Genomic DNA, 22,419 nt, shown 5'->3' on the forward strand with positions numbered 1-22,419 from the left:
CAGAGTGTGCCCGATGCCCCGTTGGTGATCAAGGTTACAGGCGAGTCAGGAAGGGCGCCGCTCGATTACCAGGTTGTCTAGCAGGCGGGTCTTGCCAAGATAGGCTGCAACCACTATCAACAGGCGATCGGAGCTGGCCCGAGGTTCGCCGAGGGTATCGGCGTCGCGTATCTCCAGGTAGTCGGGGCGCAGCCCTGCAGCTTGCAGTTCGCTCAGGCCTTGGTCGACCAGCGTCTGGTGGTCCTCGCGCCCGGCTTCGATCGCCTGGCCGAGCCGTTGCAGCGTTCGATAGATGGCTGGGGCGGTGGTGCGTTCCTGCTCGGTCAGGTAACCGTTGCGTGAAGACAGGGCCAAACCATCCTCGGCGCGGGCGGTGGGTTGGCCGATGATCTGCACGGGAATATTGAGGTCGCGCACCATCGTGCGAATCACCGCCAGCTGCTGGTAATCCTTTTGGCCAAACACCGCGACATCCGGCTGCACCATGTTGAACAGCTTGCTCACCACGGTCGAAACGCCGTCGAAGTGGCCCGGCCGGCTGGCGCCACAGAGCCCTTCGGAAACCGCCGGCACGCTGACGACTGTCTGCAGCGTCATGCCGTCGGGATACATTTCTTCGACCGACGGGGCGAACAGCAGGTCGCAACCGGCTTGTTCGAGCTTTTCCTGATCCGCCGCGAGGGTGCGCGGATAGGTGGCCAGGTCTTCATTGGGGCCGAACTGCAGTGGGTTGACGAAGATGCTCGCGACCACGAATCCGCACTGCTGGCGGGCGCGCTCGATCAGGGAAATATGGCCCATGTGGAGGTTGCCCATGGTCGGCACGAAGCCGATCGAGGCCCCGTTGCGCCGGCCTTGGCCGACTGCTTCACGCAGCTCGGCTACGCTGTGCACCGTCTTCATGCGGAAAACCCATGTTCGGCTGCGGGAAATTCCGCCGCCTTGACTGCCTGGACGTAACCGGCGATGGCCGAGGCGACGTCGCCATGCTCCTGCATGAAGTTCTTGACGAACTTCGGCGAGCGACCGGTCAGCGACAGGCCGAGCATGTCGTGCAGAACCAGCACCTGGCCGTCGGTGGCGCTGCCGGCGCCGATGCCGATCACTGGGATGGCGACCGCCTGGGTGATGCGCGCGGCGAGCTCGCTGGGTACGCATTCGAGCAGCAGCATCGCTGCCCCGGCCTGCTCCAGCGCCTTGGCGTCGTCGAGCATCTTCTGCGCCTGAGCGTCCTGACGACCCTGCACCTTGTAGCCGCCGAACAGGTTGACTGCCTGGGGGGTCAGGCCCAGGTGGGCGCAAACGGGAATCCCACGCTCGGCCAGCAGGCTGATGGCTTCGGCCAGCCAGGCGGCGCCTTCGAGCTTGATCATGTGCGCGCCGGCTTGCATCAGCACGGCGGAATTGTTCAACGTCTGTTCGGTGGTGGCGTTGGCCATGAACGGCAGGTCGGCGACGATCATCGCTCCGCGGTTGCCGCGCTTGACGCAGGCGGTGTGGTAGGCCATCTCCGCGACGGTCACGGGCAGGGTGCTGTCATGACCCTGCAGGACCATGCCCAGTGAGTCGCCGATCAACAGCATTTCCACGCCCGCCTCGCTGGCGGTCTTGGCGAAGGTGGCGTCATAGCAGGTGAGCATGGCGATCTTTTCGCCTCTCTGCTTGAGCCCTTGCAACGTGGTCAGGGTTACGTCTGGCATGGCGCCGTCCTCTGTGGAGGCCCTTGGTCGGGGGATCGAATGTTGGCATCTGCTGCGTCACAGTGCAGGTTCGGGCGTTACGCCCCAAGACGATGCGTTACCGGGAGGGCGCTTATAGTCCCGATGGGAACAGGCGAAGTCAATCGCGACTGTTACCTGACTGTTACCGAGGCTCGCCAGGAGGGAGCGGAACGCTGTCCTCGAGCCGCTCGAGACCGACGAATGGGCACTCGGCAAGCAACTGCGCAAGGCTCCGGCCGTCTGGCAGGCGCAGGTCGGTCGGGGCGACATCGGCCAGTGGGTAGAGCACGAAGGCGCGGGCGTGCAGGTGATAGTGCGGGACCTGCAGCCGCGGCTCTGCGATCTGTCGGTCACCGAACAGGAGAATGTCCAGGTCCAGCGTGCGCGGCCCCCAGCGTTCGGCCTTGCGTTCGCGACCCTGGGTCAGTTCGATCTGTTGCAGGGCATCGAGCAGGGCCAACGGCTCCAGTGCGGTGGCCAGCGCGGCGACAGCATTGACGTAACGCGGCTGATCGGGCGGGCCGAGGGGATCGCTGGCATAGAAGGGCGAGACGGCCAGCAGGGTCGACTGCTCCAGTGCGGCGATAGCCAGCAGTGCCTCGCGCAGCTGGCACCCGGGCTCGGCCAGGTTGCTGCCCAGGCCGACGTAGGCCGTTTCCATCTCAGTCGGCTGCAGCAGGGGAGTCGGATGCCGGGCCCCGGCGCTTGCGTCCGCCGCGACGACGTTTGCGCGTGGCGCCGGCACTCTCGTCCTTGCCGCTGAGGTCGCGGATCATGCTGCGGCGTTCACTGTCGCTGGCTTCCTGATAATCGGTCCACCAGTCGCCGAGGCCGTCGGTTTTTTCGCCGGCGCTTTCGCGCAGCAGCAGGAAATCGTAGCCGGCCCGGAAGCGCGGGTTTTCAAGCAACTGATCGGCGCGGCGGCCATGGCGACGTGGCAGGCGTTCCTGCATGTCCCAGATCTCGCGGATCGGAATCGAAAAGCGCTTGGGAATGGCGATGCGCTGGCATTGCTCCCAGATGATGTCGTGGGCCGCTTCCTGCATCGCGGGAATCGGCGGCATGCCGCGGTCTTGCAATTCGAGTACACGTGCCGGCAATGCGGGCCAGAGCAGGGCGGCGAACAGGAACGCCGGGGTAACCGGCTTGCCCTGACGGATGCGCAGATCGGTATTGGCCAGCGCCTGGCGGATCAGGGTGCCGGTGTATTCGGGGTTGTGCTCCAGCGCTTCGGCACTGGCCGGGAACAGCGGGGCGAACAGGTCGTATTCGAGCAGCAGTTCGAAGGTGCGTTCGGCGCGCCCGGCCAGGAACAGCTTCAGCACTTCCTCGAACAGGCGGGCCGAGGGAATTTCACGCAGCAGCGGTGCCAGTTGGCGAATCGGCGCGGCGCTGTGCTTTTCGATCTCGAAATCCAGCTTGGCGGCGAAGCGTACGGCGCGAAGCATGCGTACCGCATCTTCCTGATAGCGCTGCGTGGGGTCGCCGATCAATCGGATCAGGCGGTTGCGGATGTCGTGCACGCCGTGGGTGTGGTCGAGGATGCGCTCGCTGGATGGATCGTAATACAGGGCGTTGATGGTGAAGTCGCGGCGCTGCGCGTCATCTTCGAGGGTACCGTAGATGTTGTCCCGCAGGATGCGTCCGCTTTCGTGGCGCGAGCCCTGTTGGCCGGCGTCGGCCTCCTCGTCCTGCTCCGGATGGTTGGCGCGGAAGGTGGCGACTTCGATGATCTCGCGGCCGAAGTGCACATGGACGAGCTTGAAGCGACGGCCGATGACTCGTGCGTTGCGAAATTCGGCCCGGACCTGCTCGGGCGTCGCGCTGGTCGCGACGTCGTAGTCTTTCGGTTCGAGCTCCAGCAGCAGGTCACGCACGCATCCCCCCACCACGTAGGCTTCGTAGCCCGCGTGCTGGAGCCGTTCGACGACGCTCACGGCGTGTCGGCTGATCTCGTTGCGTTTGAGAGAGTGCTGCCGGCTGGTCAGTATTTCGGGCGTCCGGCGGGGATGCGGGAAACGGCGCGAGGGTAAACGAAATGACTGGAACAGCTTTTTCAGCATGGGGAGCACTGTGTGACGAGGTGGCGGATCGGCCTGCGGACGCGAGGGTCGCGGGTGTTGGCCGGAATGGGGGGATGGTGAACGAAGCGAGGAGAGGTGTCAAAGCGGGGGGATCGTTCAAAGCACTGGGGGGAGCCGAAGCTCCCCCCTAATGTGGTACGTGCTTTTTTATTATTGGTTTTACGGACGTGTTGTTCTTGTTGGTCGTCCGTCCCGGTGCGTCACCAGGATGCTCCCCATCCGGGAGCCAATAGCAAACGGATTGCTTTGGTCGCTGATATTGCCGTCATTCAACCAGTTCGGGCGCTGCCTTGGGGCAGTTTTATTGTTCTCGGGCTGGTCGTGGGGCAAGCCCCGCCGGCAAGTCGACTCCAAAAGAATCAGTTAGCTGCGTCTCTGCCTTCTTGTTGTTGTTCTGCTAGAGCCGTTACGTCTTATTTTTATTGAGGACTGCTTGTTATTGTTGTTGTGCGGGAGAGAAAGCAGGTGTCGTGCCAGTTTTTTGAAGTACTTTAAAATCAACGAGTTAGGTTCTATGCGTTCAGAGCTTGCAGAAAAAAACCGGGTTCCTCGTTACCGATGAACCCGGTTTTTTGTTACGCGATTGTTTCAAAGGTAACACCGCTTCGCATCGATCAGCCGGTGGCCGCGCTCGATTTGCGGCGTGGGATCCCAAGGCGCTGTCGCCGCTCCCACAGGCATTTGCGGCTGATGCCGAGCTTGCGCGCCAGCTCGGTCTCGGTCATGTGATCCTGATGTTCGAGCACGAAGTGCTGGAAATAGTCTTCCAGCGAAAGGTCTTCGGTCGGTTCGTGGCCATTGCCGAGGGGGGCACTGGGCGTGGCGAGGCCGCCGTCGTCGAAGTCGTCGTCCAGACTGTCGAGTTCGATATCGATGCCCAGCAGGTCGGCACCGATTTCCGGGCTCTCGCAGAGAATGGCGGCGCGCTCGATGGCATTCTCCAGCTCACGGACGTTGCCTGGCCAGGCGTAGTGACGGATGGCCTGCTCGGCGTCGCGAGCGAAGCGCAGCTCCCGGTCCATTCGCTGGCATTGACGAGCCAGGAACGCCTCGGCGATCTCCAGAACATCCCCGTCGCGCTCACGCAAAGGCGGCAGCTTGAGCGCAATCACGTGCAGTCGGTAATAGAGGTCTTCACGGAACTGTCCGGTCTTGGCCAGGGTTTTCAGGTCCCGGTGGGTAGCGGCGATCAGGCGGACGTCCACCTTTTGAGAGTGAACCGAGCCGACGCGCCGTATCTCGCCTTCCTGCAATACGCGCAGCAGGCGTGCCTGGGCCTCGAGCGGCAGCTCGCCGATCTCGTCGAGGAACAGCGTGCCGCCGTCGGCGGCTTCCACAAGACCGGCACGACCGGCACTGGCACCGGTGAAAGCGCCTTTTTCGTGGCCAAACAGTTCCGACTCGATGAGTGTTTCCGGGATTGCGGCACAGTTGACCGACACCATGGTGGCCTTGGCGCGCCGGGACAGGTTGTGCAGGGCCCGCGCAACCAGTTCCTTGCCGGTGCCGGACTCGCCCTGGATCAGCACGTTCGAGTCGGTCGGCGCGACCTTGCGGATCTTGCTGTACAGATCGAGCATCGGTGAGCAGCGCCCGATGATGCCGATCTCGCCCTGTGCCGGCGCGGCACCGTTCGCCGCACCGGCTGTCCGGCTCGGGGCCGCCGCAGCCGACTCCTGGCGGTCACGCAGGATGCGCGCGACGGTCTGCAGCATTTCATCGTGGTCGAACGGCTTGGCGATGTAGTCGACCGCGCCCATCTTCATCGAGTCGACCGCCGAGCGCAGGCTGGCATAGCTGGTCATGATCAGCACGGGCGTGCCTTCGGCATGCTTGATCAGCTCGGTGCCCGGCGCGCCGGGCAGCCGCAGGTCGCTGACGATCAGGTCGAAGCCGGGGATGTTGAAGCGCTCCTGGGCTTCCTGTACGGAGCCGGCTTCGCTGACTTCATACTGATTGCGCTCGAGCAGCCTGCGCAGCGCGGAGCGAATGATGGTTTCGTCTTCGACGATCAGAATATGTGGCATCAAAACTCTCTCGACGTCTTTGCGGCGAGCCGGCCAGAAGCGCGGTCCGCAGCCTCATCAGATTAAGCGATTGTCGCCTCGACATACCGTGGCAAAGTGACCCTGATTCGGGTGCCGCGCTGGGTCTGCGGATCTGCCGGGCTGTCGATATTTATCTGGCCATAATGCTCTTCCACGATGGAATAGACCAGTGAAAGCCCCAAACCGGTGCCTTCCCCCGGGTCCTTGGTGGTGAAGAACGGCTCGAACAGACGATCCTGGATCGCCTTGGGAATCCCGCTGCCTTCGTCTTCAACGATCAGGTAGACGGTCTGCTCCGACGCTTCGCTGCGCACCCGGATGGCCCCCCCATCGGGAGAAGCGTCGCGCGCATTGGAGAGCAGGTTGATCAGCACCTGGGCGAGGCGCTGAGGGTCGCCTTCGGCGAGGTGGTCGGGGTCGCAGAGGTTGTAGTACTGAACCTCAGTCCCGCGTCGATTGAGCGAGAGCAGACCGATGGCGTCGCGGGTTACCTCGGCCAGGCTGACCGGGTAGAGCTGCTGCTGACGGCCGCCAGCGTGGGCGAAGCTCATCAGCGACTGGACAATGCGCGAGACGCGTTTGGTCTGCTCGATGATCTGGTTGCTGCTCTCGACGATTTCGCCGTCCGTTTCGCGCTCCTCGCGCAGGTTCTGCGCCAGGCAGGCGATTCCGGTGATCGGGTTGCCGATTTCGTGCGCCACGCCTGCGGCGAGGCGACCGATGCTGGCCAGACGCTCGGAGTGGATGAGCCGGTCTTCCAGTACCTGGGTCTCGGTCAGGTCCTCGACCAGCAGGACCAGGCCGCTATTGCCCGGCGCCAATGGTTCGTCGATCGCCGCCTTGTGCAGGTTCAGCCAGCGGCTGCTGCTGTCGAGCGGCAGCTTCTGCTTGTGCAGGTGTTCCTCGGGTTGGCGGATGAAACCGTGCAGCAGGCTTTTCCAGGGGTCGGCGATGGTCGACAGGCGTGAGCCGACCACCTGCAGCGCGGGAATCCCGGTGAGCTCTTCCATGGCCCGGTTCCACATCAGGATCTCTTCGTCCTTGGCCAGCGAGCAGACGCCCATCGGCAGCTCCTGCAGGGTCTGGCGATGGTAGCGACGCAGGGCGTCGAGCTCGGCCGCCAGGCCCGTCAGGCGCGAGTGGTAGTCCTCCAGCCGGTTCTCGATGAAGTGGATGTCTTCGGTGACGTAGGCCTCGGTGCCGTGCTTGTAGGCCAGGAAATTCTCCACGATGTCCTGGGCGACGCTCGGGCCCATCAGGCCGGACAGGTTGGCCTCGATGCGGTCGCGCAGGCGGCGCAGCGCATAGGGGCGATGCTCGTCGAACGGCAGTTGCAGGTCATGGAGCGCCTGTTCCACCTCGCGCTGGGCGGTCTTGGCGCCGAGCGGTTTGGCCAGCTGCGCCGCGAATTCCTGCGGGGAGGCTGCCATCAGCTCGCGGCGCTGCGGGCGTCGGACGTTTTCCACCGCGCAGGCTTCGGCGGCGCTCTTTTCCTCGGGGCTGGCTTCGGTGAACAGCGAGACGAGGGAGAAGGCCAGCACGTTGACCGCCAGCGAAGCGATCGCTGCCAGATGCCAGCTGGTGTCGTCGAGCACGTAGACCACGTTGAACAGCGGGATATAGAAGCCGTCGAGGTTGCCCACCAGCGGCAGCAGCATGGTCACTACCCATACGCCTATGCCGGCCAGCAGGCCGCAGATATAGCCGCGCCGGTTAGCGGTCGGCCAGTAGAGCACAGAGAGCACGCCAGGCAGGAACTGCAAGGTGGCGACGAAGGCGACGATGCCCAGGTTCGACAGGTCCTGTTCGGCACCCAGCAGCAGGTAGAAGCCATAGCCGGCCATGATGATGGCGAAGATCAGTCCACGTCGGGTCCACTTCAGCCAGCGATAGATGTTGCCCTCGGTCGGCGGCTGATAGAGCGGCAGTACCAGGTGGTTGAGGGCCATGCCGGAGAGGGCGAGGGTGCTGACGATGATCAGCCCGCTGGAAGCCGACAGACCACCGACGAAAGCGATCAGCGCAAGGGTTTCGTTGCCCAGGGTGATGCCCAGCCCGAGGGTGAAATACTCCGGATTGGTGGTCACGCCGAGCTTGAGGCCGGCCCAGAGAATCAGCGGCACCGCCAGGCTCATCAGCAGCAGATACAGCGGCAACCCCCAGCTGGCGCTGACCATGGCGCGGGGGTTGAGGTTTTCCGTGAAGGTCATGTGGTACATGTGCGGCATGACGATCGCCGAGGCGAAGAACACCAGCAGCAGGGTTCGCCATGGACCTTCCTGTAGCGGTGTGTGCAGGGCGGCCAGCGCGGACTGGTTCTGTAGCAGCCAGGTTTCCAGCTCACCGAGCCCGCCGAACACCGAATACAGCGCATACAGGCCGATGGCGCTGAAGGTGACCAGCTTGACCACCGATTCGAAGGCGATGGCGAACACCAGTCCCTCGTGCTTTTCCCGGGTGGCGATATGGCGGGCGCCGAACAGGATGGTGAAGAGCATGATCAGTACGCAGTAACCCAGGGCCACCCGTTCCTGCAGCGGTTCCAGGGTCATGATGCCGATGGCGTCGGCCACCGCCTGGATCTGCAGCGCGAGCAGCGGCAACATGCCGACCAGCATGAACAGGGTGGTCAGGGCCCCGCTCCAGGTGCTGCGAAAGCGAAAGGCGAAGAGATCGGCGAGCGAAGCCAGCTGGTAGGTGCGGGTAATTCGCAGGATCGGGTAGAGCAGCACCGGTGCCAGCAGGAAGGCACCGCAGACGCCCAGGTAGGATGCGAGGAAGCCGTAGCCGTACTGGTAGGCCAGACCGACCGTGCCATAGAAGGCCCAGGCGCTGGCGTATACGCCGAGCGACAGGGTATAGACCAGCGGATGGCGGATGATCCAGCGCGGAATTTTCCCGCGCTCGCTGACCCAGGCGACCCCGAACAGCACGAACAGATAGGCCGCGCTGATCAGGATCAGGTAGCTGAGGTTAAAGCTCGTCAGCATCGCGTTGGCTCTGCAGGATGAAGGTCACCACGATCAGGATCAGCCACAGCAGGTAGGGGCGATACCAGGCCTCGTTGGGGTCGATCCACCAGTCCATGATCGCCGGCGAGAACAGATAGATCCCCACGACCAGAAGCAGTACCAGTCGATAGATGTACATGACGGGCCTCGGGTTGGAAGTGGGGGGATGGTAGAAGCGGCAGGTGGCGAGCCGCAAGCTACAAGTAAGAAGAGAAGGCATCGGGATGCCGATCACCGGGCGGGCCCGTCGCCTCAGCTCAGCTGCGCCTCGGCCAGTGTCGGGCTGCGAGGAATGGCGCCGGCATCCCAGTGGGCGGTCGCCCAGGCGAGAATCTCCTGCGGTGTAGCGCCGGTCAGCTCCATGGGCGGCCGCTGGCCGAGCGCTCGCAGGGCCCGCAACAGCAAGGGCGGCGCCTCGTGGGCCTGTAGCGGCGGTGAGCGGTAGCTCTTGCCGAGCTTGTGGCCATCGGGCTGGACGATCAGCGGCACATGCAGATAGCGCGGCTGCGGCAGGCCGAGCAGCTGTTGCAGGAACAGCTGGCGCGGCGTCGAGTCCAGCAGGTCGGCGCCGCGAACCACGTCCGTCACGCCCTGCCAGCCATCGTCGAGCACCACCGCCAGCTGGTAGGCGTAGAGCCCGTCGCGGCGGCGAATCACGAAGTCGCCGACGTCCTGCGCGAGCTGCTGGCTGAACGGGCCTTGCACGCGATCGGTGAAGCCGAACTCGTTTGCCTGCACGCGTATCCGGATGGCGGCATCCTTCGCGGGCTTGCCGGCGTCGCGGCAGAAGCCCGGATAGGCACCCGGATAGGCTTCGAGCTGTTTGCGCGAACAGGTACAGGCATAGGCATGGCCGTCGGCGAGCAGCTTGTCGATGACGGCCTGGTAGCGTTCGTGTCGCTCGCTTTGCCTGATCAGCGGGCCGTCCCATTCGAAGCCATAGGCCTGCAGCGCGTCGAGAATCGAGGTCTGCGCGCCGGGCATCTCTCTCGGAGGATCGAGGTCTTCCATGCGCAGCAGCCAACGGCCGTTCACCGAGCGGGCGTCGAGAAAGGAGGCCAGGGCCGCGACGAGCGAGCCGAAGTGTAGGTAGCCACTGGGAGTAGGGGCGAAGCGGCCCACATAGGGATCAGCAGTAGATGCACTGGCTGGCTGATTGGGCATGGGAGGCGAAACGGGGAGTCTATAAATGAAGCGGGGCGCCGAAGCGCCCCGTTCGGGATCAGGAGCCGAGCTGCTTTTCCTTGATTTCCGCCAGGGTCTTGCAGTCGATGCAAAGGGTGGCGGTAGGACGGGCTTCGAGGCGGCGGATACCGATCTCGACGCCGCAGGATTCGCACCAGCCGTACTCGTTGTCTTCGAGCAATTGGAGGGTTTCGTCGATTTTCTTGATCAGCTTGCGTTCGCGGTCACGGGCACGCAGTTCCAGGCTGAATTCTTCTTCCTGGCTGGCGCGGTCGGCCGGGTCCGGGAAGTTGGCTGCTTCATCCTGCATGTGATGGACGGTGCGATCGACCTCTTCCATCAGCTCTTGTTTCCATTTGTTCAGGATGGCGGAGAAATGAGCGCGCATCTTGTCGCTCATGTACTCCTCGCCGGCGGTTTCCTTGTAGGGCTCGAAGGCGCGAATCAGTTGGTTGCTGGTTTGTGTTTCTTTAAGAATGGCCATTGGATGAACGCCTCTCGCTATGTCCATTGCGCAGGTGAGTGGTCCCTCGCCGGCCCGTGCCGGCCCTGCGGCTGCAAGCGGGCGAACTTACCAGATCGAATCGGGGTGCGCTACTCCCGGCGATCACGGTGGCTGCGGCGTTTGAGAGACCTTCGGTAGAATTCAATTTTTATGTCTCAAGGACGGTCAGATGACCTTGTCTTACAGCGCCCGCAGCAGGGCTATCGAACCTTTTCATGTCATGGCGCTGCTGGCGCGAGCCAATCAATTGCAGGCTCAGGGGCACGATGTGATCCACCTTGAAATCGGCGAGCCTGATTTCACCACGGCCGAACCCATCATCGCTGCCGGACAGGCTGCCCTGGCCGCCGGACATACGCGTTACACGGCTGCCCGAGGGCTGCCGGAGCTGCGCGAGGCCATCGCGGGTTTCTATGCGCAGCGCTACAAGCTAGCTATTGACCCCGAACGGATCATGATTACTCCCGGTGGTTCCGGCGCTTTGCTGTTGACCAGCGGTCTGCTGGTCGATCCGGGCAAGCACTGGCTGCTCGCCGATCCCGGTTATCCCTGCAACCGGCACTTTCTGCGGCTGATCGAGGGGGCGGCGCAGCTGGTTCCGGTCGGGCCGCAGACCCGCTACCAGCTGACGCCCGAGCTGGTGCAGCGTCACTGGGACCGCGACAGCGTCGGCGCGCTGGTCGCATCGCCCGCCAACCCCACCGGAACGGTGCTTTCGCATGACGAGCTGGGCGCGCTGGCCGCGTCGATCAAGGCGCAGGGCGGTCACCTGGTCGTCGACGAGATCTATCACGGCCTGACCTATGGCATGGACGCCGCCAGCGTGCTGGAGGTGGACGATTCGGCGTTCGTGCTCAACAGTTTCTCCAAATATTTCGGGATGACCGGTTGGCGCCTGGGTTGGCTGGTGGCGCCGCCCGACGCGGTGCCGGAGCTGGAGAAGCTTGCCCAGAATCTTTACATCAGCGCGCCGACCATGGCCCAGCATGCGGCGCTGGCCTGTTTCGAGCCGGCAACTCTGGAGATTCTCGAGGCGCGCCGGGCCGAGTTCGCCCGTCGACGCGACTTCCTTCTGCCGGCCCTTCGTGAGTTGGGTTTCGGCATCGCCGTCGAGCCGGAAGGCGCGTTCTATCTCTATGCCGACATCAGTGCGTTCGGCGGCGACGCCTATCGCTTCTGCCAGCATTTTCTCGAAACCGAGCACGTAGCCTTTACGCCAGGCCTGGATTTTGGACGGCACCTGGCTGGCCATCATGTGCGCTTCGCCTACACCCAGCAGGTGCCCCGGCTGGAGCAGGCTGTCGAGCGCATCGCTCGTGGTCTGCAAAGCTGGGCCGGCTGATGCGCTTTTCCACACCCCTGGAAGAGGGGCGGCTGGTCCGACGATACAAGCGTTTTCTCGCCGATGTGGTGACCGCCGAAGGCGAGCATCTATGCATTCACTGCCCCAATACGGGTTCGATGCTCAATTGCATGAGCGAGGGCGGACGCGTCTGGTTCCAGCGCTCCAATGACCCCAAACGCAAGCTTTCGGCGACCTGGGAACTGGCCGAGACGCCGCAGGGGCGCCTGGCCTGCGTGAATACCGCAAGGGCCAATGCCTTGGTGGAGGAGGCGTTGCGTGCCGGGGTGATCGAGGAGCTGGCCGGGTTCACTGCCCTGCGCCGGGAAGTGCCCTACGGCGCGGAGAACAGCCGGGTCGACTTCCGGCTCGAGTTTCCCGATGGCCCGGCCTATGTCGAGGTCAAGAGCGTCACGCTGGGCTTCGATGAAGGCCATGTGGCGGCCTTTCCCGATGCGGTGACCAGTCGAGGCGCGCGCCATCTGCGCGAGCTCGCCGCGTTGGCTCGCGAGGGGATACGAGCCGTGTTGCTGTACTGCGTGAATCTCAGCGACATCGAAGCGGTGCGCCCGGCGGTGGAAATCGACCCTGCCTACGCTGCCGCACTCGCCGACGCCAGAGCGGCCGGTGTCGAAGTAATCGCCTATGGCGTGGAGCTCTCGATCGAGGAGATTCGCCTGACTCACCGGCTGCCCGTGGTGCTTTGAGGCGCCGGAGGAATCGGCGTGCCGTCAGGGCGTTTCTTCCTGAGCGCGCCGGCGTTTGCGGCGCCAGCCTGCGCGGCGCGCGGCGTGCCGTTCGAGTCCGGGCATGAGGATGAACACGGCGAGCGCAAGCAGCGTGGCGAAGACCGCTGTGGCCTCGTTGCCCAGTCCGGCCGCGACGCCGATTGCCGCCGTCAGCCAGATGCCGGCGGCGGTGGTCAGTCCCTGGACTTCCTTGATCGTGCTGCCCTTGAGAATGGTCCCTGCACCGAGAAAGCCGATGCCGGTGACGATCCCCTGCATGACCCGGGATACGTCGTCGCGCGGTACGCCGCCCTGCAGCGCGGTGAGGACGAAAAGGGCCGAGCCCAGCGAGACCAGCATGTGGGTTCGCAGCCCCGCTGCCTTGCCCTTGCGCTCGCGTTCGTAGCCGACCAGGCCGCCCAGTACGACGGCGAAGGTCAGCCGCGTGAACACCCGCGTGGCTTCTTCCAGGTCCGGAATGTCGGAAAATTCCGAAATCAGCGTTGAGATGATGCGTTCCCAGTTGGTCATGCCGAGCTCCCGGTCGTGAACTTATGACTGCAGGGCGCGCGAGGGTTCTGCCGACCTACTGCGTAACCTCGAAGCGCAACGTACCGATCATCTGGCCGGCCTCGGTCATGACCCTGACGCGCCATCGGCCCACCGGGTCCTGCGGGAAATTGCGCTTGTGGCTCCAGGCGCGATAGCCCTGCTTGCGGCCACCGTCGATGTCCAGCGCGATGCGATCGACGCGTCTGCCGTTATGCATCCACTCATGATAGATGCGCTCCTTGAGTCCGCGCGGCGCATTGATCGCGGTGTAGGCATACAGCCCGCTGCCCTGCAGTTGCGCGACGCTAAGGCTGCGCAGGCTTTGGCCCGGCTCCCGTTTGGCATCGTCCATCTGCATGCTTACCGCGACGTCCGTCAGCCACAATGTGGCAGGCGGAACCCAGACCCGGCCGTACCAGCCGGCCAGCCCCACCATCGCGGCCAGCGCACAGATCGCCACGCCGCGTCGCCAGCCCCAGTCCGGAAACAGTGAGCTGAAGCTGGGCAGGGCCAGCAACACGGCGATGCCCAATGCGAGCTGATAACTCTGTGGGGTCGACAGATGCAGGATGATGGGGAGCGCGGTAAGCAGCACCGCGAACAGCGTCAGGGCGTGGAAGGCGAGATAAATCCAGCGGCGGGGTGCCAGCCACCTGTAGTACAGCGGGTCGACGAGCGAGACCAGCGCTGCGCAGCCGAGCAGCGCGGTAAACGCCGCCTGGCCACTGTTCCAGGTGGTGGTAACGAAGAAAAAGGGGATGATGAAAAACAGGCTTTCCTGGTGAACCATCTGCGTCGCATAGCGCAGCAGCGGTGGCGGTAGCTGCCAGCCGAACCGGCGTTGGATGAAACGACGCAGGTTGTTTTCCAGCATCAGCCACACCCAACTGACCAGCATCACCAGCGCCACGACCTTGGCCAGGCCGGCTTGCCGGTCCACCAGTACGAAGCTGGCGACGCCTGAGCAGAAGCCGAACAACGCGACGGTGCCCGGGTAACGGCGGATAAGGGTGGAGACCAGCTCGAGCGTGCGGCTCAGGTAACGTTTCCAGCGCATGGGGACTTCGTGGGGGGATGGCTAGGGCTAGACAGCAGATAGTGGCGGATGTGCCGCAGCCTGTCAGGGCCAGTGGTCCAGCAAATCATCCCAGCGCTGCAGATGCTCGGGTTTATCCGTGGCTCCGACAGGTCCAAGAATCCGGCTGGGCTCGATGGTTTGCCGCCCCTGTTTGAATTTCATCTTTATCAGCACGCAGGCGTGTTCGACGCCGGACACTTCGAAACGGTGCTCGAAGTAGGCGAAGCGAGGGCCGCTGTACACCACCCGGGAGGCGACGCTCACCTTGGAGAATAGAGTGATGGGCCTGGTGTAGCGCACCGTCGCGGAGGCGTTTACGAAGTTGTAGCGATTACGTATCAGCATGCCGATGAGTCCGGTGCGCATCAGGAAGTCGAGCTGCGCCGCCTCGGTCAGCTGCAGATAACGGTCGCTCTTGAGCCGCGACAGGCCGATATCCAGCGGCGTGACGCGAAACCGCGTGACGAGCCGCTCGGCGGGCCGGACGCTGCCCTGGTGCAGCAGGGCCAGAATCAGGACCAGGAGATTGCGTAACAGACCGGCCATGAACGGCTACCTACGAGTCGAGAGGGGTACCGACAGGCCGCGTTATTGCAGTGCCGCTTCCAGCGCGTCGCGGACCTCGCTGAAGGAGCGTGCCCGCTCTGCGCTGAGCCTGATCAGCGGCAGACCGATGCTCTGGCAGAGCTGTTCGATGAAGGGCTCCTGCTCCTCGGCGCTGGCCGTGTATTCGATGGCGCAGACCACGCCGAGGTCTTCCTTGCGACAAAGCAGAAAGTCGAAATGGCCGGCACCGATGCGATTGACCGCGTGATACCAGGGCGCCCGACGCGGCACTGCGGTGACATCGACCACGTCGGCGGCGCGAACCTTCACCAGTATCTGGTAACGCTCGCCAACCGCCTCCCGGATCAGCTCGAACAGCGCCAGCTCGTCGGCCGAAAGGGGGCTTGCCTTGAGGCGATAGGGAAACTGCAACGCTGGATGGTTCATCTGGCGATTCTTGATGTAGAACACAGCGACGAAGCAGCCGAACACCACCAGGGTCAGGGCGAGCCAACTCATTGGATGCGCCCCCGGCAGACTGCGGCGAGCTTGTTGCCGTCCGGGTCGCGCACGTAGGCCGCATAAAAGTCCGGAGCATAGTGAGGTCGAAGGCCCGGTTGGCCTTCGCAGCGCCCGCCATGGGTTAGCGCTGCGCTATGGAAGCCTTGAACCTGCTCCCAGGTCCCCGCCGCCAGCGCTACCATCGTTCCATTCCCTCCCGTGGCTGCGCGCCCATCGAAAGGGCTCTGTAGCCACAGCGCCAGCTCACGACGCCCTTCGTCCTCGTACAGGCCCCAGCCGACACAGTTTTCCCATCCCGGCTCATCGCCCGTCTCGCAACGTGCATGTCCGAGCGCTGCCATCACCGGGTCATAGAACCGGACGGCGCGGGATAGGTCGTTGGTGCCGAGGCAGACGTAGGTGAACATGGCGATCTCCTTGCGTTGAGGCCACGCACCGTAACAGGCGCGGGGACGCTATGTACCGGCTTGGACCGCGACAGAGGCGGCGCGTGCCGAGCCGGTCGGGGCGGGCTTATCCTTTTCGGGTACAGCCCCGGCGTGTGCTTGGCATAGCGCTCTTCGGGGTTCTGGGCGATGCCTGCAAGAGCGTAGATGTCGGCAGACGTCGGCTCAAGGTCCGTCGCGGCGCAGCGCAGTCCATTCGGGGAAGGCCTGTATCAGGATGGAGCGCATGCGCCGGGTATGCGAGCCGAGCCAGTAGAGACGTCCGCAGCCCGGGCAATGACGCATCGGTTCGGCGAACGCTCGTGCCGAAGGCGGGGCCTTGGCAGCCTGCTCTTCACTGGCCTGTTGCAGCGGGCTGTTGCAGACCAGGCAGCGGCGAAACAACGCCGATGGCGGCTCGATCACACAGGCCTCGACGACCTGGCGCAACTGCTCGAGCGGTGCGTCGTGGCTGATTCGCAGTGCCGACTGAGGGCGCAGAAAGGTCAGCAGGTGGCGGTCGCGAGTCAGCAGAGTGCGCGAATCGCGCGCCGCCAGCGCCACGAGCTCGGCATCGGAAAGGGCGGGATCGTAGGCGGTGTCGCAATCGAGCACGCGCAACCAGCGAACGAGCCCGCCAAGCATGGCGTCGGCAAGCAGACGGGGCTGTTCCATAGAAGTTGGGATCATGGCCGCTGCTGGGGGTTCCGCCGATCTATCAGCGTGGCGCGCCCTCATCCCACTTGGGGGCCACCACCGGCTCCCAGGCTTCCAGTTGTTGCAGGAGGCCTTCGGCTGTTTCACTGCGTTGCAGCATGTCGCGGTGGTGTGTGCGTACGAAGCCTTCTTCCACCAGGTGGTCGAGGAAGTGGCTCAGCTTGGTATAGAAGTGATTCACGTCGAGCAGGCCCAGCGGTTTGCCGTGATAGCCCAGTTGTCCCCAGGTCCAGACCTCGAACAGCTCCTCGAGCGTTCCGAGGCCTCCGGGCAGGGCGATGAACGCATCGGACAACTCGGCCATACGGGCCTTGCGGGCATGCATGCCGTCTACGACTTCAAGGCGCGTCAGGCCACGATGGCCGATCTCTGCGTCCTGCAGACTTTGCGGGATGATGCCGATCACCTCGCCGCCAGCAGCCATCGCGGCATCGGCCACCACGCCCATCAAGCCTACCGCGCCACCCCCATAAACCAATGTAATGCCGCGTGCGGCAAGGGCTTGGCCAAGTGCGACGGCTGCTTCTCGATACACCGGGTTGGCACCGGTGCTGGCGCCGCAGAACACGCAGATTGAACGCAGGGGCATGGTCGACTCCGACTGTTGAACAGCCTGGCAGGGTAGCGCCCGGGTTCTATCTAACCAAGCGCAGCGCCGCTGGTTTGCAGCGATTCGTCGGTGCCTGCGCCGCTGGTGGCGCAGGCATAGGCGGCAAGCAATGTGCGAAACAAGCAGAAAGATGGCATCGCCAGATTCTCGGATGTAATGCAGGCGAGCTTATGCCGTTTGGCTTGTTAGCTCATTTCAATTGATCGAATCGAGTCGATAGTTTCAGGAAAGTATAAAAGGAAGTTATCCCCGGCTGCTGTGTAGCGTTCTGTGGATAACCTTGGGGCGGTCTAGCCAGACGCTTGTGTCACTAGGTATAGCGCGGGGCGTTCGTTTTTTGATCAACGACCCGTAATCGCTCTGACACGCATGCTGCGGGGCCTGGCGTCAAGCGGCTTGTCGGAAAAGCCCGACGTCAGAGGATGGTTCGCTGCGGTTATCCCCGTCTATTGTGGACGAGGTTGTGGATAACATGGGTAAACACCGACGCAGCAGCGAAACGGCGGGCGCTGCGCAGTGTTGGTTGAAAAATAGCCAATCAGCCCGATGCTGCTTCCTCCGGATCGGCGACTGCTTCGCCGCCATCATCGGCGCTGTGCCGCAGACGCAGCAGATGCAAAGCGCGGTCTGGATAGTCGGTAATCAGCCCGTCGGCGCCCATGTCCAGCAGGCGCTGCATTTCGGGCTGTTCATTGATGGTCCACAGCTGGGTGCGCAGGCCACGTTCTGCAGCGGTATCGAGCAGGCTCGGCGTGGCGACCTGCACGCCGCTATGGCGTGCGGGTATCTGCAGGAGTTCGTAGCTGGGCGACAGGAGGCTGCCCAGTCCGATGCGATCGAGCAGCACCAGCAGGCGCACCGAACTGGCCCCGGCAGAGGTGGCAACCGTCGGGCAGAGGCTGCGAAAGCGCTGCAGGCTGCGGTCGTGAAAGCTGCCGACGATGATCCGGTCGCGCTGACCGCTTTCCATTATCTGTTCGCACAGGCGCGCTTCCAGGTCCGGTTCGGGTACCTTGATCTCGACCACTTTGGGGATCTGCGGGAGCGCCGCGAGCACTTCGGCGAAGGTCGGGATGCCGATGCCCTGATTGCGGTACGGGTAGCTTTCGCCGCCATCCGCCGTCCAGCGATAGCCGGCATCGAGCGCCTGCAGGTCTGCCAGGTCGTGATCGGCGACCTCGCCGAAGCCGTTGGTGGTGCGCTCGAGGGTCGCGTCATGGATTACCACCAGCTCCCCATCACGCGACAGGTGCAGATCCATCTCGAGCATGTCCACCCCCAGGGCCGTTGACCGCTCGAAGGCGAACAGGCTGTTCTCGGGCCACAGCCCCATGCCGCCGCGGTGAGCGATGACCAGCGGCGGCCCGCCTTCGAATGGGGCGAGCACGCCGGGCACGGTGGCGGGCTGGCTGGTCAACAGCAGCAGGCCGAGCACCGCAGCAATGAGCAATGCAGGAGCGAAGAGGAAGCGAAGCAAGCGCAACATGGAGGGTTCCAGCCAGAGATTCTGGTCGGAGTATGCCCCTGCCTTCCGACCTGCAACAAGGCGCGCGGGCGCGTCTGGCGTGCCGTTTCAGTCGTCTTTTTCAAGATTTTTGACGAAGGTCTTGTCGTTTCGACGATGACGACGCGACGGCCATAAATCAGCAGGCAGAGAATGCTGCCCGCAGTAAGGCCGGGCCGCCGCTGCTGGTCATGCTGGCTGTGTGCCTTCATGCACCAATGCGCAGGCTGATATGGCCCTGGTTCGGCAGGGGCAGCGCCATGGATTGGCGCGTCCGGCTGAGGGTGTCGGCCCCGCCGAAGACCGAATGCGTCACCCGCTTGCCTTCCTTGTAATGCTCGACAATGGCCCGTCTGCATCGGCCACGCCGGCCGCTGCGTGCTTATGCCGAGCCATTCATTGGCGACGCGGTGATTGCCCCGCATCGGCCGCGAGGCGAGACTCGGCGCATCCTGACCCATGACATTCGAGGAGCCTGCACATGACTGAAGCCATTCGCTTCGACGACAAGGTAGTGATCATCACTGGCGCGGGTGGCGGCCTGGGCCGTGCCCACGCCCTGGCCTTCGCCCGGCACGGCGCACGGGTGGTGGTCAACGACCTGGGCGGTAGCGCCCAGGGCGAAGGCGCCAACGCCTCGGCGGCCGATCGCGTGGTCGAGGAGATCCGCCAGGCAGGCGGCACTGCAGTTGCCAATCACGATTCGGTGACCGATGGCGAGAAGATTGTGCAGCACGCACTCGATGCCTTCGGCCGGGTCGACGTGGTGGTCAACAACGCCGGCATCCTGCGCGACAAGACCTTTCACAAGATGGAAGACGCCGATTGGGACCTGGTCTATCGGGTCCATGTGGAGGGTGCCTACAAGGTGACTCGCGCCGCCTGGCCGTTGATGCGCGAGCAGGGTTATGGCCGGGTGATTTTCACCGCTTCGACCTCCGGCATCTATGGCAACTTCGGTCAGTCCAACTACGGCATGGCCAAGCTCGGGCTCTACGGCCTGACCCGCACGCTGGCGCTGGAAGGACGCAAGAACAATATCCTGGTCAACGCCATCGCGCCCACCGGCGCTACGCGCATGACCGAGGGGCTGATTCCGCCTCAGGTTTTCGAGCAGCTCAAGCCCGAGCTGGTCAGTCCGCTGGTGGTCTATCTCGCCAGCGAAGCGTGCCAGGAAACCTCGGGTCTGTTCGAGGTGGGCGGCGGCTGGATGGGCAAGGTGCGCTGGGAGCGCAGCCTGGGTGTCGGTTTCGACCCCAAGGCCGGTTTCGACGCCGAAGACGTGGCGGCGAGCTGGCAGCAGATCTGCAGCTTCGAGAACGCCGCACACCCGGCGGACAACATCGAGGCCCTGAAGGAAATGATGGCCAACCTGCAGAAGCACGCCGGCTGACATTCCCCCTCACGCTGCCGATGTGCAGGCTTGGTGGGCGTGCTCGGCGTCGCTCACTTGCCATCGGCGGTGCGTTCGAACTCGTCCAGCAACCCCAGCGCCTTACAGCGCGCCTGTTCCAGACCGTTGGCGTAGAGCAACCCTGACTGGCGGTGAACGCCTGCCCGGCGCAGCTTGAGCCTGACCCGGGCGTGGCTGCCGCTGAGAATCAGTGTCACAACTCGTTTGCGGTAGTCGTCCAGCACCGTTTCAAGGCTGGCCAGGGCGGTCATGTCCAGCAGCGGCACCGCGCTCATGTCGACGATCACCACCCTGATCTGCGGATTGAACCTGCGCAGCACCTGCAGGGCTTTTTCCGCTGCGCCGAAGAACAGCGGACCGCGGATGCTATAGGCGGCGACGGAGGCGGGCAGGCCCTCGAGCGGTCCTCGCTGAGCAGGGGGCAAAGGCGTCGTGTCGGTCAGTTCGCTCATGCGTTTGACGAACAGCCCGGCGGCCAACAGCAAGCCGACCCCCACCGCCAGCACCATGTCGAACAGCACCGTCAGCGACAGGCAGGTGAGCAGCACCAGGACGTCACCCCGCGGTGCGATACGCAGGATATGCACGACGTGCGGCGCCTCGCTCATGTTCCAGGCAACCATCAGCAAGAGCGCGGCCAGCGCTGCCATCGGCAGATAGCTGAACAGCGGCGAGAGCCAGAGAATCGCCACCAGCACGACGCCGGCGTGGATGATCGCTGCCAGGGGCGAAAAGGCCCCGGCGCGAACGTTGGCGGCACTGCGTGCAATCGCGGCGGTGGCGGTGATGCCCCCGAACAGCGGGGCGGCGAGATTGCCCAGTCCCTGACCGAGCAGTTCGGCGTTGGGGTCGTGACGGGTGCCGGCCATCCCATCGGATACCACCGCACAGAGCAGCGACTCGATGGCCCCGAGCATGGCGATTGCCAACGCCGGGGCCAGTAGTTCGCGCAGTAGGCCATAGCTCAGCGTCAGGGGAGCTCCGTCGGGGCCTGGCAGGTTCCAGGGCCAGTCGAACGACGGCAGGAAAGGCGGGATACCCGGATAGTCGATGCCGTCCTGGCTGTAGTGAAAGCGTTCCCCGAGGGTCGCGACCGAGACGCCTCGCGATTCGAGCGTGAGGGCCGCCAAGGCGCCTATCGTGAGGGCAACGAGGTGGCCCGGTACGCGCGGTACCCAGCGTGGCCAGAGGACCAGCGTCGCCAGGCAGAGGAGGGCGACCAGCGTGTCGCCAAGGCTGATACCGGGGAGTGCGCGCAACAGCAGGAGCAGTTGCTCGCTGTAATGGCGCGGGTCGGCTTCGAGCTGCAGTCCGAGCAGGTCCTTGAGTTGCAGCGTGGCGATGACGATGCCGATGCCGGCGGTGAAGCCCACGATCACCGGGTAGGGGATGAAGCTGATCAGCCGGCCAGCACGCAGCAGCCCGAGGGCGATGAGAATGAGCCCGGCGAGCAGAGTGCACAGCAGCAGGCCGCCGAGGCCGAACTGCTGGGTGATCGGCAGCAGAATCACGACGAAGGCCGCGGTGGGGCCGGAGACGTTGAAGCGCGAGCCGCCGGTAAGCGCAATGATCGGGGCGGCGACCAGTACGGTGTAGAGGCCATGCTGCGGTGGAACACCGACGGCGATCGCCAGCGCCATGGCCAGGGGAATGGCGATGATGCCCACCGTTAGCCCGGCGCTGAGGTCACCGCGTAGGGCGCGCCCGCCATAGCCGGCCTGCAACACCTCGCGCCAGGCGGCAAACAGTGGTGGCAGCGGCATGCGGGACCCTCCAGTCTGGTCGGCAGGCGCCCAGTATAGGGCCGTCAGGCGTCTACAGGTCCTGACCCGAATCGTCTCGATCGTCGCATTATCGACGCTCGCGCGGGAGTCGTTCTCCGTACGACCTTCGTCGCAAGGCTCATCATCGCGTTGAGCGGGCCGCGTGGCGAGAGTAAACTGCCGGCCCCGTAAGATCCGTTCCCCGGAGGCAGCATGCGCAAAGACAAGAAACAGGTGATTGGCGAAGAAATCGGTGACGAGTCGATCAAGCTGTTTCTGCAGCCGGAGCCGGCCGACGAAACGCCTGCTTCCTTGCACAAGCTGATCAAGGCCTACCGTGGGCTGCGTATCGATGATTTTGAGCGATTTCTCGGTTTCTTTGTCGAAGCCGGATACGACCTCAACGCCCGTGATGGTCGAGGTCAGGATTTCGTCCAGCTGATCGCCGATCAGCGCCAGGCACAACCCTACATCGAACTGGTCGAGGCCGCGCGCCGTTGAGTCGAGGCCCTTTTTCGCATCAAGAAGCCGCGTATCGATGATATCGTGCGCGCCGTCGCCGCAGGCGATGGTAAAAATTGCTGAACGATTTCCCCCGCTTTCGCTGCCTGTTCAGAGCTGATCGGACTTTCGAGTCCCGCTCCGGGTGCAAAGGCGGGAAGAT

Annotated in this window: 22 protein-coding genes; 4 read left to right on the top strand and 18 right to left on the bottom strand. The window is 64.0% G+C overall.

Annotated features, from left to right (window positions below):
- Positions 1-45 precede the first annotated feature (45 nt).
- The 9 genes from panC to dksA all read right to left on the bottom strand — a co-directional run bounded on the left by panC (position 46) and on the right by dksA (position 10,533).
- Positions 46-903: a pantoate--beta-alanine ligase gene (panC, locus tag G7026_RS01440; protein ID WP_181068863.1), complete on the bottom strand. Its 858-nt coding sequence runs from the start codon at positions 901-903 to the stop codon at positions 46-48.
- On the bottom strand, positions 900-1,700 hold the full coding sequence (panB, locus tag G7026_RS01445) for a 3-methyl-2-oxobutanoate hydroxymethyltransferase (protein WP_181068864.1): 801 nt from the start codon (positions 1,698-1,700) through the stop codon (positions 900-902). Before panB ends, panC begins: the two co-directional genes overlap by 4 nt.
- A gap of 163 nt (positions 1,701-1,863) precedes the next feature.
- Entirely contained in the window at positions 1,864-2,382 is a 519-nt protein-coding gene (gene folK, locus G7026_RS01450) for a 2-amino-4-hydroxy-6-hydroxymethyldihydropteridine diphosphokinase (protein ID WP_181068865.1), read from the bottom strand.
- 1 nt (position 2,383) lies between these two features.
- Positions 2,384-3,784: a polynucleotide adenylyltransferase PcnB gene (locus G7026_RS01455; protein WP_181068866.1), complete on the bottom strand. Its 1,401-nt coding sequence runs from the start codon at positions 3,782-3,784 to the stop codon at positions 2,384-2,386.
- A 635-nt stretch (positions 3,785-4,419) separates the two neighbouring features.
- Entirely contained in the window at positions 4,420-5,832 is a 1,413-nt protein-coding gene (locus G7026_RS01460) for a sigma-54-dependent transcriptional regulator (RefSeq protein ID WP_181068867.1), read from the bottom strand.
- Between the two features lie 62 nt (positions 5,833-5,894).
- The gene (locus G7026_RS01465; RefSeq protein WP_181068868.1) at positions 5,895-8,843 is read right to left on the bottom strand and encodes a sensor histidine kinase; all 2,949 of its coding nucleotides are present in this window, start codon (positions 8,841-8,843) and stop codon (positions 5,895-5,897) included.
- Positions 8,827-9,003, bottom strand: a complete 177-nt coding sequence (locus G7026_RS01470; protein ID WP_138407285.1) for a hypothetical protein — start codon at positions 9,001-9,003, stop codon at positions 8,827-8,829. Before G7026_RS01470 ends, G7026_RS01465 begins: the two co-directional genes overlap by 17 nt.
- Positions 9,004-9,116: 113 nt before the next feature.
- Positions 9,117-10,028: a tRNA glutamyl-Q(34) synthetase GluQRS gene (gene gluQRS, locus G7026_RS01475; RefSeq protein WP_181068869.1), complete on the bottom strand. Its 912-nt coding sequence runs from the start codon at positions 10,026-10,028 to the stop codon at positions 9,117-9,119.
- A gap of 58 nt (positions 10,029-10,086) precedes the next feature.
- Positions 10,087-10,533, bottom strand: a complete 447-nt coding sequence (gene dksA / locus G7026_RS01480) for an RNA polymerase-binding protein DksA (protein WP_181068870.1) — start codon at positions 10,531-10,533, stop codon at positions 10,087-10,089.
- 190 nt (positions 10,534-10,723) lie between these two features.
- On the opposite strand from dksA, the gene G7026_RS01485 reads away from it, so the two are divergent.
- The gene (locus tag G7026_RS01485; protein ID WP_181068871.1) at positions 10,724-11,896 is read left to right on the top strand and encodes a pyridoxal phosphate-dependent aminotransferase; all 1,173 of its coding nucleotides are present in this window, start codon (positions 10,724-10,726) and stop codon (positions 11,894-11,896) included.
- Positions 11,896-12,603 (top strand): DNA/RNA nuclease SfsA, encoded by a 708-nt coding sequence (sfsA, locus tag G7026_RS01490; protein WP_181068872.1) that lies wholly within the window; start codon positions 11,896-11,898, stop codon positions 12,601-12,603. Before G7026_RS01485 ends, sfsA begins: the two co-directional genes overlap by 1 nt.
- 24 nt (positions 12,604-12,627) lie before the next feature.
- On the opposite strand, the gene G7026_RS01495 is transcribed toward sfsA, so the two are convergent.
- From G7026_RS01495 to G7026_RS01530, 8 genes are all read right to left on the bottom strand, one after another.
- The gene (locus G7026_RS01495; RefSeq protein ID WP_181068873.1) at positions 12,628-13,155 is read right to left on the bottom strand and encodes an MgtC/SapB family protein; all 528 of its coding nucleotides are present in this window, start codon (positions 13,153-13,155) and stop codon (positions 12,628-12,630) included.
- Positions 13,156-13,210: 55 nt separating this feature from the next.
- A complete protein-coding gene (locus G7026_RS01500; protein ID WP_181068874.1) occupies positions 13,211-14,233 on the bottom strand; it encodes a DUF5924 family protein in 1,023 nt (340 codons plus the stop codon).
- A 63-nt stretch (positions 14,234-14,296) separates the two neighbouring features.
- A complete protein-coding gene (locus tag G7026_RS01505; protein WP_181068875.1) occupies positions 14,297-14,800 on the bottom strand; it encodes a thioesterase family protein in 504 nt (167 codons plus the stop codon).
- Positions 14,801-14,842: 42 nt separating this feature from the next.
- Positions 14,843-15,319 carry a DUF2726 domain-containing protein gene (locus G7026_RS01510; protein ID WP_181068876.1) on the bottom strand — a complete coding sequence of 159 codons (477 nt, stop codon included), beginning with the start codon at positions 15,317-15,319 and terminating at the stop codon, positions 14,843-14,845.
- Complete coding sequence (locus G7026_RS01515; RefSeq protein ID WP_181068877.1) at positions 15,316-15,729, bottom strand: VOC family protein; 414 nt, start codon at positions 15,727-15,729, stop codon at positions 15,316-15,318. Before G7026_RS01515 ends, G7026_RS01510 begins: the two co-directional genes overlap by 4 nt.
- A 204-nt stretch (positions 15,730-15,933) precedes the next feature.
- The gene (locus tag G7026_RS01520; RefSeq protein ID WP_181068878.1) at positions 15,934-16,437 is read right to left on the bottom strand and encodes a Mut7-C RNAse domain-containing protein; all 504 of its coding nucleotides are present in this window, start codon (positions 16,435-16,437) and stop codon (positions 15,934-15,936) included.
- Positions 16,438-16,465: 28 nt separating this feature from the next.
- On the bottom strand, positions 16,466-17,053 hold the full coding sequence (locus G7026_RS01525) for an LOG family protein (RefSeq protein ID WP_181068879.1): 588 nt from the start codon (positions 17,051-17,053) through the stop codon (positions 16,466-16,468).
- 559 nt (positions 17,054-17,612) lie between these two features.
- Positions 17,613-18,560 carry a glycerophosphodiester phosphodiesterase gene (locus G7026_RS01530; RefSeq protein WP_181068880.1) on the bottom strand — a complete coding sequence of 316 codons (948 nt, stop codon included), beginning with the start codon at positions 18,558-18,560 and terminating at the stop codon, positions 17,613-17,615.
- A 499-nt stretch (positions 18,561-19,059) separates the two neighbouring features.
- Between G7026_RS01530 and G7026_RS01535 the strand changes: the two genes are divergently transcribed.
- On the top strand, positions 19,060-19,971 hold the full coding sequence (locus G7026_RS01535) for an SDR family oxidoreductase (RefSeq protein WP_181068881.1): 912 nt from the start codon (positions 19,060-19,062) through the stop codon (positions 19,969-19,971).
- A 53-nt stretch (positions 19,972-20,024) separates the two neighbouring features.
- Here the strand turns inward: G7026_RS01535 and dauA are convergent, their stop codons facing one another.
- Positions 20,025-21,755 (bottom strand): C4-dicarboxylic acid transporter DauA, encoded by a 1,731-nt coding sequence (dauA, locus tag G7026_RS01540; protein ID WP_181068882.1) that lies wholly within the window; start codon positions 21,753-21,755, stop codon positions 20,025-20,027.
- 213 nt (positions 21,756-21,968) lie between these two features.
- On the opposite strand from dauA, the gene G7026_RS01545 reads away from it, so the two are divergent.
- A complete protein-coding gene (locus tag G7026_RS01545; RefSeq protein WP_181068883.1) occupies positions 21,969-22,256 on the top strand; it encodes a PA4642 family protein in 288 nt (95 codons plus the stop codon).
- Positions 22,257-22,419 lie beyond the last annotated feature (163 nt).

Source organism: Stutzerimonas azotifigens (assembly GCF_013522725.1).
Lineage (GTDB): Bacteria > Pseudomonadota > Gammaproteobacteria > Pseudomonadales > Pseudomonadaceae > Stutzerimonas > Stutzerimonas azotifigens_A.